Origin of the sequence: Halorientalis litorea, assembly GCF_023028225.1 — an archaeon.
GTDB classification, from domain to species: domain Archaea; phylum Halobacteriota; class Halobacteria; order Halobacteriales; family Haloarculaceae; genus Halorientalis; species Halorientalis litorea.
In genome coordinates this window covers 1,240,496-1,255,131 of record NZ_CP095482.1, presented here as the reverse complement: position 1 = coordinate 1,255,131, position 14,636 = coordinate 1,240,496, and the positions used below count along the sequence as shown (strand labels likewise).

Here is a 14,636-nt window from a genome sequence, read left to right as displayed (position 1 = left end):
GGCTGCACACTACGCCCGCAGGAGTACATTGGTAGCATTCAGGTCGCGGACGCGCTCGCTGGCATCCCGGAGGTGTTCCTGTCCCGCCTCGACGGCGTCGCGGGACGGGCGGACGCCGCGGGCACCGTCGGCGGCGGCGGTCCTGAATTCCTCGGCGGTGGCCGAGAGCGAGGCGGCGTCGGCGACGAGGTTCTCGACGGTGTCGGCGATAGCAGCCGGACTGTCGAGCGACCGGAGGGTATCCTCGCCGGTACCGAGGCTGTCGATGACTGTCCCGAACTCGTCGCGTGCAGTGGTGTAGCTGTCGTCGACGTACGCGTCGGCGGCGCGGGCGATGGCATCGAAGCCCGTTCGGAACTCCGACAGCGTGTCCGGGAGAGAACCGAATGCGGTGACTTCCCGACGGAGTTGCTCGACCTTCGCGGTGTAGGTGTCGCTGTCGAGGCGGTCGAAGGCGTCGGTGTCCTCGGGGTCACTCTCGGCTTCGAGGGTATCGAGGTGGTCGCGGGCGGTGCTGTGGAACGACCGCAAGTCGACGATGGCACTCGGGATGGCACCGGTCCGCTCGGCGTAGAGGCGGCCGGTGATGTAGTCGAGTTCGTCGTCGGCGTCTTTGAGTGCCGACTGACAGCGTGCCCCAGACGCGAGGAAGGCACCCACGGCGCGCAACTGCGTTGCGGTCGCTCGCTGGGCGTCGGTCGCCTCGCGTGGGAGGTCCGTGAGTTCCTGTCGTGCCGCGCTGACGGGGTTCGTGATGCGAGTGAAGGTGATGGCCGTCTCGGCAGTCACGTCGAGCAGCGTCGCGTCGTCGGCCTCCGCGGCCGCGGCGTACTGGTCGAGCGCGTCGCCGAGGTTCGACCGCGCGTCGTCGAGGTGCCGTGCTGTCCGTGGGTGCGGTGGTTCGGTTCGTGGCTGTGCCGTCTCGTCCGGTTCGTCCGTGCGTTCGGTCTCACGCTCGGTCGGTGTCTCACCCGGCGGAGCCGTCTCGGATGGAGGGGTGCCGTCGGTCGTTTCCGACGCTTCGGTCGTCCCGTCGTCCGTCTCCGTCTGCTGGGGTTCCGGGAGTATCTCCGAACATCCGGCCGAGAGGAAGACGCCGGCGGTTGCGAGGATAGTGCGGCGGCGCATCGTCCCAGACATGTATTAACAACCTGTTAACTCTGTCCGTTGGGTCCCCCTCTCGCTGGGGATGGCGAACCTTCTTGAGTGAGTGGGAACAACCACTGCAAGACCACATGGCTCGCGCGGAGGACACGGAGGTTATCGACCTGTTTGAGGAGTTCTACCGCAACTACTACCGCAACGAAATCGGTGACCTCGCACAGAAGTATCCCAACGAGAAGAAGTCACTCTACGTCGATTGGCAGAAACTCTACCGGTTCGACCCCGACCTCGCCGACGACTACCGCAACCACCCCGAGCAGTTCCAAGACTACGCCGAGGAGGCCCTCCGCCTGTACGACCTGCCGGTGGACGTGAAACTCGGGCAGGCCCACGTTCGCGTCCAGAACATCCCCGAGACGACCGAAATCCGGGAGATTCGCGCCGACCACCGCGGCATGCTCATCAGCGTGCAAGGCATCGTCCGCAAGGCCACCGACGTGCGTCCCAAAGTCACGACGGCGGCCTTCGAGTGCCAACGCTGTGGCACGCTCACCCGCATCCCGCAGGCCGCCGGCGACTTTCAGGAACCACACGAGTGTCAGGGCTGTGAGCGGCAGGGCCCGTTCCGCATCAACTACGACCAGTCGGAGTTCGTCGACGCCCAGAAACTCCGGGTGCAGGAGAGTCCCGAAGGCCTGCGCGGCGGTGAGACCCCCCAGAACATCGACGTGAACGTCGAGGACGACATCACGGGCGAGGTGACGGCGGGTGACCACGTCCGCGTCACGGGCGTCCTCAACCTCGACCAGCGCGAGACGCGCGGCGAGAAATCGCCCATGTTCGACGTGTACATGGACGGCGTCACCGTCGAAATCGAGGACGAACAGTTCGAGGACATGGACATCACCGACGAGGACAAGAAGGAAATCGTCGCCCTCTCCGAACAGGAGGACATCTACGAACAGATGGTCGACTCCATCGCACCCTCCATCTACGGCTACCGCCAGGCCAAACTGGCGATGATTCTCCAACTGTTCTCCGGCGTCACCAAGCACCTCCCCGACGAGTCCCGCATCCGCGGTGACCTGCACATGCTCCTCATCGGGGACCCGGGTACGGGGAAGTGCATCCGCGGCGACACTCCCGTGACGCTCGCCGACGGGACGGAACAGCCGATTCGGGAACTCGTCGAATCGAACTTGGACGACCCGAAACCGGTAGACGACGGCGTGTACGACCACGTCGATTTCGACGTTCCGTCGCTCCGGGACGACGGCACGCTCGGTTCGAGTCGAGCGACCAAAGTCTGGAAGCGGGAGGCACCGGAGCGGATGTGTCGCATCCGGACGGCGAGTGGAACCGAACTCGAAGTGACACCGTCACACCCGCTGTTCGTCCCGGACGCCGACGGGTTCCGGGCAGTGAAAGCCGCGAACCTGTCCGAAGGTGATTCCGTTGCGACACCGCGGGAAATCTCAACGAGCGGCGACGGCGGACTCCACTCTGATGTCGCCTCTGACGGTGGTATCACGAACGTGGCTGAGGGGGAGACATTCTACCGAACCGATCGAAAAGATTCGGGTGCGGGCGACATTCGTATACGCCAGGGCCCTACAAGTGACAACCTTCGCTGGGACCCCATCGAATCCATCGAGCGCGTCGAACCGGAGTACGACTGGGTCTACGACCTCGAAGTAGCGGAGACGCACAACTACCTCTCGAACGGTATCGTCTCGCACAATTCGGCCATGCTCCAGTACATCAGAAATATCGCGCCACGGTCAGTGTACACGTCGGGGAAGGGGTCGTCCTCGGCGGGCCTGACGGCGGCCGCCGTCCGCGACGACTTCGGCGACGGCCAACAGTGGACGTTGGAGGCTGGCGCGCTCGTGCTGGCGGACCAGGGTATCGCGGCAGTCGACGAGTTGGACAAAATGCGCTGTGTGACTGGCGACACGCTAGTTCACCTCGGGAACGGCCGAATTTGCCGTATCGGGGAAGTGGCGAACGAAGCGTCCGAAAGCGGGCAGATAGAACAACTCCCCCGCGGTCGGACCATCAGAGACCTCGACATCGAGGCGTGGACGATGACGGACGACGGGCAGTTGGTCCGCCGACCGGTGACGGCGATTCACGAGTACGACGCGCCCGAGGAACTGACGCGGGTGACGCTCCAGAGCGGCGAGCGACTGACCGCGACTGAGGACCATCCGTTCTTCGTCCTCGAAGGTGGAGAGCGACTCGAGAAACCAGCGGGAGAACTCGAACCCGACGACTGGGTCTACGTGCCACGTCAGCTGTCCGAACCAGCGGCTGACGGTGGCGTCGCGACGGCATCAGAGCCAGCCGTTCGGAACTCGAAAATTTCCACGTCACTGGCTGCCGTCCTCGGATACCTCTCCGGTGACGGGAACGTATACTACGACCGGAGCGAGGGAGTCTACGGGATTCGGTTTACGAACGCCGACGAAGAACTGCTGGCGGACTTCGAACGAGCGTGCCGCGATGCTTTCGACACGCAACCGGTTCGACCGGCAAGCGAGCAGCGTGAGGACGGGGTCGAGACAGTTCGTGTGCCCGGAAAGGAGTACGCCGACGCGGTACTCGATGCCGGTATGAACCTCGAAACGTACGACGGCAAGCGTCTCCCCGACGCCGTTTCCACGGCTGGGAGGGCCGCGAAGGCCGCCTTCGTACGTGCGCTCGCCGATAGCGAGGGAACAGTCGACCGCAGGAACGTGAAGCTGCACTCGGCCAGTTACGAACTCCTTCTGGGGACGAAACACCTTCTCTTAGAGTTCGGCATCTCCAGCCAGATACAGACGCGTGAGCGGGACGACCGCCGAAACCTCTACGTGTTGGTGATTACTGACGCCGAGTCGTTGGCTGCGTTCGATCGGTACGTCGGCTTCACGCTCGACAGGAAACAACGGGCACTCGACGACGTAATCGAGGCTGCTTCCGGTGACCGGACGGTTCTCGATGTGGTTCCGGATATCGGAACGACGCTCCGAGAGAAACGAGAATCGCTTCGTCTCTACCAGTCGGAATGCGGGCTTGCCGATGCGACCTACTGCAACTTCGAGAACGGGGATGCCAACATTTCCTTCCGTGCAGCCCGGACGGTACTGGAGGCATTCAGAGAACGCAAGCGGCAGGCACAGACCGACAGGGCGGACATCGAAAACGCCGACTGGGCACAGCTATCGGAGCTACGAGAACGATACCACGTCTCACAGAGACAGCTCGCGGACAGTACTGCGTACAGCCAGCAACAGGTATCGCGTCTGTGGGGGACCGACGAGCCACTCCGAGAACGCGTCCGCGAGCGTCTCTCGGCGTTCGTCACTGCCGTCGCGGAGACCGATTTGAGTGGACTGCAATCCTTGGTTTACCGCGACGTGAAGTGGCGAAAAGTTCAATCGATCGAGACAGTGTCGTCCACGAAAGCTAACGAGGACCAGATCGCCCTTCAGAAACAGCGGCTCGCAGATCTGCTGGGCTGTGACACCGGCACTGCTGAACCGCGTGCTCGTCAGCTACTGTCCGCCGAGCCGGCTACTGACACGTGGGACGACATAGATTCGACACTCGATACGTACGGCATTTCGTATCAGGATATCGCACACGATGTCGGTGTCGCTGGCTCGACCGTCTCCCGCTGGTTCAATGGGCTCGTCGAAACGGATCGGTTCGACGACGTACGCACGGTCACGGAAGAACGAGTTGCCGACATTCGCGATGACGCGGCCGAACTACTCGACACCATCGAGGCGAACCGCGAGGCGAAGGTGTACGACCTGACAGTCGAAGGGACACACAACTTCGTCGCTAATGGGATGGTCGTCCACAACTCGGAAGACCGGTCGGCCATGCACGAAGCACTCGAACAGCAGTCATACCACCCGAATTCGGAGGTTTTGCTCGCCGATGGCCGGCGAGTGAATATCGGTGAATTCGTCGACGAGCGGATGGCCGATCGATCGGACGAGGTCGTCGACGGTGTGGACTGTGAAATTCTGCCAGTCGACGACGTGGGCGTTCACTCGGTCGACCTCGACGCGAACGAGGTCGAGAAGACGGCAGTCGACCGGGTGAGCAGGCACGAGGCCCCCGACGAGTTCGTCCGGGTGACGTTCTCGAACGGTCGGGACGTGCTGGTGACGCCGGAGCATCCGATGTTCGTGGACGACGGCGGCGAGGTGGGGACGGTCGAAGCCAGCAGTATCGAAGAAGGTACGTTCGTTCCCGCACCCCGGAAGCTCCCGAACTCGGCGGAACCCGTCGAACTCGACCCCGAGAGTCAGCAGGGCAAAGAGAAAGACGTCGACCTCCCCGACGACCTGTCCCCGGATCTGGCGGAGTTCCTCGGTCTGATGACCGCCGAGGGACACTCCGACGCCGGTTCGGCCCACGAGATCGGGTTCTCGAACCAGGACGAACCCCTGCTCGCCCGGGCGGCTGACCTGATGCACGACGTGTTCGGGATGGCGAGTACCGACGCGACAAACGCCGCGGGCACCGTCACGAAGCGGTGGGTCTCGACCAAGCTCTTCCGCTGGTTCGAGGAGAATTTCCCCGAGGTAATGCATACCGCACGGGACAAGCGAATTCCGGCGGCGGTGCTCGGAGCCTCGGAAGAGGAGATCCGGCGATTCCTCGTGGGTGCGTTCGCTGGCGATGGGGGCGTCGAGAGCGAGGCGATGTCGTTCTCGACGGCTTCTGCGGGGCTGGCAAGAGACTACGCAGATGCACTCTCCAAGATCGGCGTGGCTTCGCGCATCCACCACGACTCCGCAGAGGACTCGTGGAAGGTCTACGTGATGGGTGACTCGACCGAGCAGTTCGTCGATCGGGTCGTCGAGTCCACGGACGACCGGTACGACGATGCTCGGGCGTTCGTCGAGCGGAGCGAAGAGACGCCACGCCATCACGACGTACTCCCGACCAGTGCAGCACGGGAGATACGGGAGCTACGCTCGCTGCTCGGACTTCGACTGACCGGCAAGGTCCGTCCCAATCTCGACGAGGGCTTCGGTGTCCAAAGCGGGACCGTCGAGGACGAACTCGACACGCTCCGGGAGCGGGCGGACGAAGTGCGGGACAGTCTGACTGACGCCGAGACGCTGGCCGACGTTCGTGGGGCCGTCGGCTGGTCGGGGCGCGAACTCGGAGAGCGAATCGGCGAGATGACCAGCACGATCCATTACGCCGAAGACGGCGGCTACGACGCCGAGAGACGTAGCGAACTTACCGACGCCGCACGTACCGCTGTCGAAGACACACTCACCGAGTTCGAGCGACGAGCGGACGCCCTCGAACGACGATGTGACCTCCGATACTATCGCGTGACCGACGTAGAGACGGTCCCAAACGAGGGCGAGTACGCCTGTGACTGGGTGTACGACGTGACCGTCGAACCGACGAACACGTTCGTCAGCGAGGGCGTCGTCCTCCACAACTCCATCAGCGTCTCGAAAGCTGGTATCAACGCCACCCTCAAATCGCGCTGTTCGCTGCTCGGTGCGGCCAACCCCAAGTACGGCCGGTTCGACCAGTACGAGTCCATCGCCGAGCAGATAGACCTCGAACCCGCCCTCATCTCGCGGTTCGACCTCATCTTTACGGTGACGGACAAGCCCGACGAGGAGGAGGACCGGAACCTCGCCGAGCACATTCTGACGACCAACTACGCCGGCGAGTTGAACACCCACCGGACGGAGACGAGTGCTTCGGACTACACCGAGGAGGAAGTCGAACGCGTCACCGAGGACGTGGCACCGACCATCGAGCCGGAACTCCTGCGCAAGTACGTGGCCTACGCCAAACGGAACGTCTACCCGACGATGACCGAGGAGGCAAAGAGCGCGATACGGGAGTTCTACGTCGACCTGCGCTCGCGTGGGACCGGCGAGGACGCCCCGGTGCCGGTGACGGCCCGGAAACTGGAGGCGTTGGTGCGGTTGGCGGAGGCGAGTGCCCGCATCAGGCTGTCGGATACGGTCGAGCGGGAGGACGCCGAACGCGTCATCGAAATCGTGCGGTCGTGTCTGGAGGCCATCGGGTTGGACCCCGAGACGGGCGAACTCGACGCGGACGTCATCGAGACGGGTACCTCGAAGACACAGCGGGACCGCATCAAGAACCTGAAGACGCTCATCGCCGAAATCGAGGACGAGTACGACGAGGGGGCACCGGTCGACCGCGTCCTCGAACGGGCGGAGGAGGCCGGGATGGAGCGGTCGAAGGCCGAACACGAGATAGACAAACTGAAACAGAAAGGCGAGGTGTACGAGCCACAACACGACCACCTCCGGACGACATAGATGGACCGGATATCGGCACTGCGGAACGTCGAGGAGGCCCTCGCGGAGTTCGAGGCGGGCGAGACGGATTTCTCGGGACTCGAACGCCGCGTCCGGGGGGTGTTGCGGACGTACGCGACGGAGTTCGAGGGGGAGCTGGCGGCCTACCGTGTGACGAGCGACGGCCAGGCCGCGGGGATGGTCGTGATGGCGGCGGGTGAGCAGGCGGCCCGCGAGCGCGTGCGGTCGCTGGTCGACGCCCACGACGTGGCGGTCGAACGGGTCACGACCACTGAGGACGGCTAGCTACTGGTCGGACACCCGAAGGTTTTAGCGGGAACCACCGAATAGGCTGACAGAGTGCCGGTGAGGACGGACATGACAGATATCACGGAGCAACTGGGTGGTGCGACGACGATTATGCTGGGGGCGTCCTCGATGAACAACGAGGCAGACGACGTGTGTGTCGACCTCCTCTCGCAGGGCGACCCGGAGACGACGAGCGTGCTGTGGGTCACGTTCACGAGACAGGCCGCGCAGTGTCTCGAATCGTGGCGGGACGAACACGAGGCCGACCCGGGGGAGTTCGGCGTCGTCGTCGTCGGAGAGACACCCGGAATCGGTGCGGGTGAGGAGTTAGACTCCGCGGTCGTCGAGACGATATCGACGCCCTCGGACCTCACCGGTATCGGCATCACGATTACGGAGTTCGTCTCGGGACGGAGCGGCGAGATAGTGGTCTGTTTCGACTCGCTGACCGCGCTCCTGCAGTACGTCGACCTCGAAACCGCCTACGAGTTCCTCCACGCCCTGACCGGCCAACTGTACAGTGCCGGGGCGGTGTCCCACTTCCACGTCGACCCGAGCGCGCACGACGAGCAGACGCTCGACACCCTCCGCTCGCTGTTCGACGCGGAAGTGAACCTCTCCGGGAGCGACGTGTCGATACGGACCCGGTACCCCCTCGACGACGACTGAGCGGACACGCCCGTTCCGTTCTCGGCAGTTTGGATAGTCTTTTGACACGTCGGGGGCCGGTTGGTAGTGTGCTGTTGGTCGTAACTTACTCCCGCGCGGCACGGCGGTCGTTGCGGAACGCGTGCCGAACTCACGAGGACTGTGTCGTCCGGCGGTTCGGGCGTGCGGTCCTGCTCGAAGCGTCCGTGTTCGGTGCCTTCCTCGCGCTCCGACTGCGGGCGGACCACGGCGGCGACGTGCAGGTGGAACGGACGCGGCCGCTCAACGAGTTCGAGGACATCCCCGAGGAGGTGCGCGAGGCGGCGACGGCCTACGCCGACCGAGACCACCCGAGTACGCCCTACGCCAAGTTCGCGGCGGGAACCGACCACCCGGACCCGGACGCGATGAAAGCCCGCGAGCTATGATGCTCGAAGCCGGGGGCATCGTCAGAACTGGCCGGGCGATAGACGCCCGGAACGTCCCGGTCGACGGCGCGACAGTCGCGGCGGCCGTCAGGGGCGAGCAGACCCCCATCACCGTCGAGAATCCGGCTCCCCGTCCCGTCCACGAGCGGGTCGGGTACGTTCGACCGGAGATGGGGGTGTCGGTGCGGACGGCACTCGCGGCGGCGGCCCGCTCCCGGGGACTGTCGGCACCGCAGGACGACGACATCGCGGCGGTCCGCGAGCAACTCGCCGACATCGAGGTGCCCGAGATAGCGACCAATACCGTCCGCCGCGAGTTCGCGGCGGCCGACACGGAGACGGAACGCCTCGAAGAGCGGGTCGCGGAACTCCGCGGGCGGGTACAGGTCCTCCGCGAACAGGGGACCGACGAGGCCGTTGCCGAGGCCGAGGCGGCACTGACGAGTGCCGTCCGCGACCTCTCGGAGGTGGCGACCGACCGAACCGCCGCGAGCCAACGACTCGACAGAGACCGGCTCAGGGACGCACGGGACGCTCGCGAGCGACGCCTCCGCCTCGAAGACGAGGTGGCGAACCTCGAACGGGCGGCGCGCGCGTCCCTCGTGGCCGAACTGCGCGGGGCGTACGCGGCGGCGGTTGCCGACGCACCCGGCCCGTCGCCCGCGGACCCGTTCGAAGCCGACCCCGTGACCGCCGCCCTCGCAGTCGGCCGCGTCGCCGACCTCCGGGCACCGGTGGTGCTGGCGTGTGACCGGTTCCGGGTACCCGCGGCGGCCGCCTCGTGGCTCGACGCACCCGTCGTCAGGGTTTAAATCGGAAGCCGTGGCCAGACGGCGTATGGTCTCGCTCACCTGCACGGCGTCGCGCACGGACGGCGTGACGCTCGTCACTGGCCGCCTGTCCTCCGACCACCCGTGTCGCGTCCGCGTCGAGAACTGTCTCGACGGCCCGGTCTGGCCGCCACGTGACGGCGGCGTCCCGGCCGAGGGATGGGACGAGGCGGGCTTCGAGACGACGCTCGCCGCCGCCGAGACGCGGCCCGTGGGGTACGCGACGCCGGCGGCTCCCGCGGACGAACCGATGCGTATCGTGGAGACGACAGCCGTGGACCCGGACCGGACGGACGCGTTCGGGTCACGGGGGGACGTGCCGTCCGTCGCGGCCGAACCGGACGCCGTCGTCCGGGAACTCGGGGACCCGCGTCCGCCACGGGATGCCGTGCCGCTCCCCGACGTGCCCGCCGAGACCGACTGTGCGGCCGAGACAGCGAACGAACACGCCGACGGGAGTACGGGCGGGGGCGAAACGCGAACGGGCACGGCCACCGACGAGGCGACTGCACACGGTCGCTCCGAGACCCAGCAGGCGGCGACACTCGCGGACCTGTTCGACGGCGTCGAGGAGCGGATCGACATCGCGGAGCGTCTCTCCGGGGAGACGACGCTCGCCGCGGCGGCCGCGACGGTGACCGAGGCCGAGGCGTTCGACGGCCTCGGCGACGTGGCCGACCAGTTGGCGGCCGACGCCGACCGCCTCCGGCGAATCGAGCGGCGCGCCGCGGCCCTCGCCGAACGCGCCGAGACGGCCGACGTTCCGACCGAGACGGTCGCACGCCTGCGATGATAGTCGCCGTCACCGGCGGTAAGGGCGGCGTCGGAAAGACGACTGTGGCGTACAACCTCGCCGCCGCGCTGGACGCGGTGGTCGTCGACGCGGATTTGGGGATGACGGACCTCCCGGGCGGTCACGGCCCGGACCTGCACGACGTACTCGCCGGGCGAGCGGCCCCGGTCGAAGCCGTCCGGGAGGACGGGCCGGTCGCGATGCTCCCCTGCGGTCGGTCGCTCGCGGGGGCACGAGCGGCGGACCCGACGGCACTCGCCGACGCTATCGAGGCCGTCGCCGGAGCCTACGGCTGGGTCGTCGTCGACTGTCCGGCGGGGCTGTCGAGCGACGTGGGGCTCTCGCTCTGTGTCGCCGACGGGAGTCTCCTCGTCACGACGCCCGACGAACCGGCCGTCGCGGACGCCGTTCGCGCCCGGGCACTGGCACGGGAACTCGACGCCGGACTCGCCCGGGTCGTGGTGAACCGCGTCGAGGCGACGGTACCGACGGCCGCCCTCGCCCGGGAACTCGGCGCGCCCGTGACCGTCGTTCCCGAGTCGGAGCCGCTGGCCCGGGCACAGCGCGCCGGGGTCCCGGTGAGGGAGACGGCCCCGGACAGCGACGTGGCCGAGCGGTTCGTCGCGCTCGCGGACGCGGTTCACTCCTCGTTGAGTTCCTGATACGTCCCGCGGAGCGTGACGGGCGTGACGCCCGCAACCGCCGCGGCGGCCGCCTGCGTGAGGTCACGGTCGGCCTCACGGGCCGCGGTGTAGAGACAGCCAGCGGCGACGCCGGCGGGGTCGCGCCCGGTGACGACCCCCCTGTCGTGGGCGACCTGCACGAGTTCGGCGGCGCGACGCTCGACGGCCTGTGAGAGGTCGAGTTCGCTGGCGAACCGCGGGACGTACTCGGCGGGGTCGATAGGGCCGGTCGGGAGTCCTAAGTCGCGGTTCAGCGCGTCGTAGGCACACTTCAGTTCGTCGCGGTCGGCACGGGCCGGGCCGACGACTTCCGTGAGCGTCCGCGAGAGGTCGGCCGTCCGGCAGACGGCGTAGACGGCGGCGGCCGCGAACCCTTCGAGTGACCGCCCGCGAAGCAGGTCTGCCGACTGTGCGGACTCGAAGAGGACACACGCCCGCTCGCGGATGTCGTCGGGCAAGTCCAGCGCGCTGACCAGTCGCCGTATCTCCCCGAAGCCGTACACCTGGTTGCGCTCGCGCTTCGAGGAAATCTGCGCGCGGTTGTGCTGGCGGCGCATCCGAGCCACCTGTCTGCGTTTGCGTCCCTTCAGGCGACTCGAATGGCCGATGTCGGTCGAGAGGCCCCTGTCGTGTCTGGAGCGGGTCAGCGGCGCGCCGGTGCGTTCGCGTGTCGACTGCTCGCCCTCGAACGACCGCCACTCCGGGCCGTGGTCGATGTGGTCCGCCGTGACCACGAGCCCACAGTCGGCACACACTGTCTCGCTGTCCTCCGTCCGTACCTGTCCCGCACACTCGGGACACTGCTGTGTCGAGGCTGCCATCGTACACTCGAAGCTTCGGCCGGAAGCAGTATTTAAAGACGGGTGACGACCCCGGGATTTCGTCGTCCCGCGTCGCTCGAACGCACCGGTGACCGGTACGTTCGAATTCGGCGGACGGGAGCGGGCTGACGCCGTCGAACCACGAACGTTTAACACCGAGATGGCGGTACCGGCGTCCATGGTGTTGTCGGACATCGCGGCGGGGGTGGAGGTCACGGCCGAGCAGCGTGACCGGGGGGTCGCCACCGTCGACGAGACGGACGCCTCGCTCGCCGAGCGGTTGGCCGAGTACGGCGAGGCGTTGCCCTGTGACCCGGCCGCGGCGGCGACGGTGGTGGAGGTGTACGCCGAGGGCCGACCCGTCGGCGCGGCTGCCCGCGTCGCCGGTATCGCGCCGGTGACGGCCGCCAAGACCCTCCACCTGCTCGGCGAGGAGGTGTCGCCGCTCGGGCCGACCGGCCGCGAACTGGTCCGGGACTGGTTGACAGGGCACCTCTCGCGGACGGAGACGCTAGAACTCGCGGGTGCGAGCGAGCAGGAACTGGCACTGGCGGCGTACGTCGAGACCCACGACCCGCTGGCGGGGGCCTGTGAGGCTGTGGCGGCGGACCTCTCGCCCGAACGGACGGACGCGCTGGCGGAGACGCGGAGCGACGTCTCGGACCTCCGGGAGTGCTGACTCGACGCCGCCGTTAAGATGGCCCGTCCCCTTTTCGGGAGTATGCACGTTCTCGTCACCGGTGCGACGGGCTTCGTCGGGAGCCATCTCGTCCCGGAACTGGTCGATGCGGGCCACCGCGTGCGGGTGCTGGTCCGCGACCAGACGCAGTACGAGGGGTTGGACGGCGTCGCCGTCTTCGAGGGTGACCTGCTGGACCCCGGCAGCTTCGAGGCGGCCCTCGACGGGGTCGACGCGGCGTACTATCTCGTCCACTCGATGCACGCGGGACCGGACTACGCCGACCGGGACCGCCGGGCGGCCCGCAACTTCGTCGACGCGGCCGACGACGCGGGTGTCGAACGCGCCGTCTACCTCGGCGGGTTGGGCGAGGAGCGCGAGCGGTTGTCCGAACACCTCAAGTCCCGCCGGGAGGTGGAACGCGTCCTCTCGGAGGGGACCTTCGAGTTGACGTCGTTGCGGGCGGCCATCATCATCGGCGACGGGAGTTCGAGTTTCGAGATGGTGCGCCAGTTGGCGGTACGTTTGCCCGTGATGGTGACGCCGAAGTGGGTGGACACGGAGTGTCAACCGATAGCCATCGGCGACGTGGTGGCCTATCTGGCGGGTGTCCTCGACCAGCCAGAGACGGCGGGTGAAACCTACGAAATCGGCGGGCCGGACGTACTGACGTACCGGGAGGTGATGGCCCGGACGGCCGAAACCGTCACCGGGCGGCGGCCGCTCATCGTCCCCGTTCCAGTGTTGACGCCGCGAATCTCGATGTACTGGGTCGGACTCGTGACGAGCGTCCCGAAGTCCGTCGCCTATCCGCTCATCCTCGGCCTGAAGAACTCGGTCGTGGTCCACGACGACAGCATCCGCGACCACCTTCCCATCGAGTTGACGCCGTTCGACGAGGCGGTGGCACGGGCCGTCCACAACCCCGCCAAGCCGCCGGAATCGGCGGCCGACCAGTCGACCGAGGGATACTCACCGGTGGCGGGAGAGCGGTGAGGGGGCCAGAGTACGGGGAGACGTGGGCCTACGAGAGCATCGTCGGCGCGCTCCCGGGCATCGACCTCTCGACGCGGGCGGCGGTGGCACTCCAGTTTCTCGTCTTCGAGACGGCTATCCTCGCGCTCGCGGCGGTGTACGGCCTCTGGACGGCGGCCATCGCGGGCACTGTCGCGGTGGTCGTCGCCACCGCCGGGAGCGTCGAGATGCTCCGAATCGGCCGGTTCGTCCGCCGCGAGGCGGTCCCCGAATCGTACCGACGCCTCCTGTTCGGGTCGAGCATCGAAGTGGTCCTCGCCGTCCTCGCCTACGTCGCACTGGTGACCCACCTGTTCGTCTTCGACCCGCGGTACGCCGAGGTCCCGCTCGTGGAGCGACTTCTCGGCCCGGAGCCGCCGATTCTCGTCGTCTACCTCGTCCTCCTCGTGTTGTGGGACGTGTGCTATCGCATCGGGACGGGGTGGTGGGCGAGCGTCGCGGCCCTGTGGCGGTCCTACCGGTATCGGTTCGACTCCGAGACGGCGTGGGCACTCCAGCGGGCGGACCTAGAGACGATGGGGTTCGGCCTGCTGCAACTCGCGCTGGTCCCGTTCCTGCTCCCGTACCCCGTCCTCCTGACGGCAGTCGTCGGGCACGTCGGCGCGGTGACGGTGGTCACGGGACTCTCCGTGCTCCTCCTCAGGCGTGGCGTCAGAAGGGACGGCGTCACTCCGACTTGATTTGCTCGAACTGGTCTAAGAGTTCCTCGGCGGACTCGCCGCTGTCGTACTCGACGGACCCGTGGTAACTCGTCCGCTCGTCGTCGAACGCCGCATCGACTTCGCTGTTCTTGCGTTCACGACGTTCGTGTTCGTCCTCGTCGTAGGCTCCCATAGACATTGGTACTCACACTCACGGTAAACGACAGTCGAGTATGAATGTAACGGTCGCACCAGTTCTGGTATATATATCCATCGACCAAACCCGGCACAGTGGGGCTGATACCAGCGGTTTCGGGCACCGGTTCCGGCGGCGAGTGCCCGTCGTGGCCGGCCCTGCCC

General features: G+C 66.7%; 13 protein-coding genes. 10 read left to right on the top strand and 3 right to left on the bottom strand.

The genetic code is table 11. The features are described from left to right. Positions 1–9: 9 nt before the first annotated feature. Positions 10–1,128, bottom strand: coding sequence for a hypothetical protein (locus tag MUG95_RS06695; RefSeq protein WP_247010293.1), 1,119 nt, complete (start codon positions 1,126–1,128; stop codon positions 10–12). Positions 1,129–1,235: 107 nt separating this feature from the next. On the opposite strand from MUG95_RS06695, the gene MUG95_RS06690 reads away from it, so the two are divergent. The 7 genes from MUG95_RS06690 to MUG95_RS06660 all read left to right on the top strand — a co-directional run bounded on the left by MUG95_RS06690 (position 1,236) and on the right by MUG95_RS06660 (position 11,079). Beyond that, complete coding sequence (locus MUG95_RS06690) at positions 1,236–7,430, top strand: LAGLIDADG family homing endonuclease (protein WP_247010292.1); 6,195 nt, start codon at positions 1,236–1,238, stop codon at positions 7,428–7,430. After that, positions 7,431–7,715: a DUF7854 family protein gene (locus MUG95_RS06685; RefSeq protein WP_247010291.1), complete on the top strand. Its 285-nt coding sequence runs from the start codon at positions 7,431–7,433 to the stop codon at positions 7,713–7,715. A 72-nt stretch (positions 7,716–7,787) separates the two neighbouring features. Next, positions 7,788–8,387 carry a DUF7504 family protein gene (locus tag MUG95_RS06680; RefSeq protein WP_247010290.1) on the top strand — a complete coding sequence of 200 codons (600 nt, stop codon included), beginning with the start codon at positions 7,788–7,790 and terminating at the stop codon, positions 8,385–8,387. A gap of 68 nt (positions 8,388–8,455) precedes the next feature. Beyond that, a complete protein-coding gene (locus MUG95_RS06675) occupies positions 8,456–8,794 on the top strand; it encodes a DUF7855 family protein (protein WP_247010289.1) in 339 nt (112 codons plus the stop codon). Further along, complete coding sequence (locus tag MUG95_RS06670) at positions 8,791–9,606, top strand: DUF7856 family protein (RefSeq protein ID WP_247010288.1); 816 nt, start codon at positions 8,791–8,793, stop codon at positions 9,604–9,606. The genes MUG95_RS06675 and MUG95_RS06670 overlap by 4 nt, the downstream gene beginning before the upstream one ends. Before the next feature lie 25 nt (positions 9,607–9,631). Beyond that, complete coding sequence (locus MUG95_RS06665) at positions 9,632–10,417, top strand: DUF7857 domain-containing protein (RefSeq protein WP_247010287.1); 786 nt, start codon at positions 9,632–9,634, stop codon at positions 10,415–10,417. Beyond that, positions 10,414–11,079 carry a MinD/ParA family ATP-binding protein gene (locus MUG95_RS06660; RefSeq protein ID WP_247010286.1) on the top strand — a complete coding sequence of 222 codons (666 nt, stop codon included), beginning with the start codon at positions 10,414–10,416 and terminating at the stop codon, positions 11,077–11,079. Before MUG95_RS06665 ends, MUG95_RS06660 begins: the two co-directional genes overlap by 4 nt. On the opposite strand, the gene MUG95_RS06655 is transcribed toward MUG95_RS06660, so the two are convergent. Beyond that, positions 11,058–11,921, bottom strand: a complete 864-nt coding sequence (locus MUG95_RS06655) for a transcription initiation factor IIB (RefSeq protein ID WP_247010285.1) — start codon at positions 11,919–11,921, stop codon at positions 11,058–11,060. The two genes, MUG95_RS06660 and MUG95_RS06655, sit on opposite strands and share 22 nt — an antisense overlap. 178 nt (positions 11,922–12,099) lie before the next feature. Between MUG95_RS06655 and MUG95_RS06650 the strand changes: the two genes are divergently transcribed. From MUG95_RS06650 to MUG95_RS06640, 3 genes are read left to right on the top strand one after another with little or no spacing between them, the layout of a single operon-like run. Continuing rightward, positions 12,100–12,600, top strand: coding sequence for a DUF7858 family protein (locus MUG95_RS06650; RefSeq protein WP_247010284.1), 501 nt, complete (start codon positions 12,100–12,102; stop codon positions 12,598–12,600). Positions 12,601–12,642: 42 nt separating this feature from the next. Beyond that, positions 12,643–13,596, top strand: a complete 954-nt coding sequence (locus MUG95_RS06645; protein ID WP_247010283.1) for an NAD(P)H-binding protein — start codon at positions 12,643–12,645, stop codon at positions 13,594–13,596. Further along, positions 13,593–14,315: a DUF7530 family protein gene (locus MUG95_RS06640; RefSeq protein ID WP_247010282.1), complete on the top strand. Its 723-nt coding sequence runs from the start codon at positions 13,593–13,595 to the stop codon at positions 14,313–14,315. Before MUG95_RS06645 ends, MUG95_RS06640 begins: the two co-directional genes overlap by 4 nt. Here the strand turns inward: MUG95_RS06640 and MUG95_RS06635 are convergent. Beyond that, positions 14,302–14,475, bottom strand: a complete 174-nt coding sequence (locus MUG95_RS06635; RefSeq protein ID WP_247010281.1) for a DUF5786 family protein — start codon at positions 14,473–14,475, stop codon at positions 14,302–14,304. The genes MUG95_RS06640 and MUG95_RS06635 overlap by 14 nt on opposite strands. Positions 14,476–14,636 lie beyond the last annotated feature (161 nt).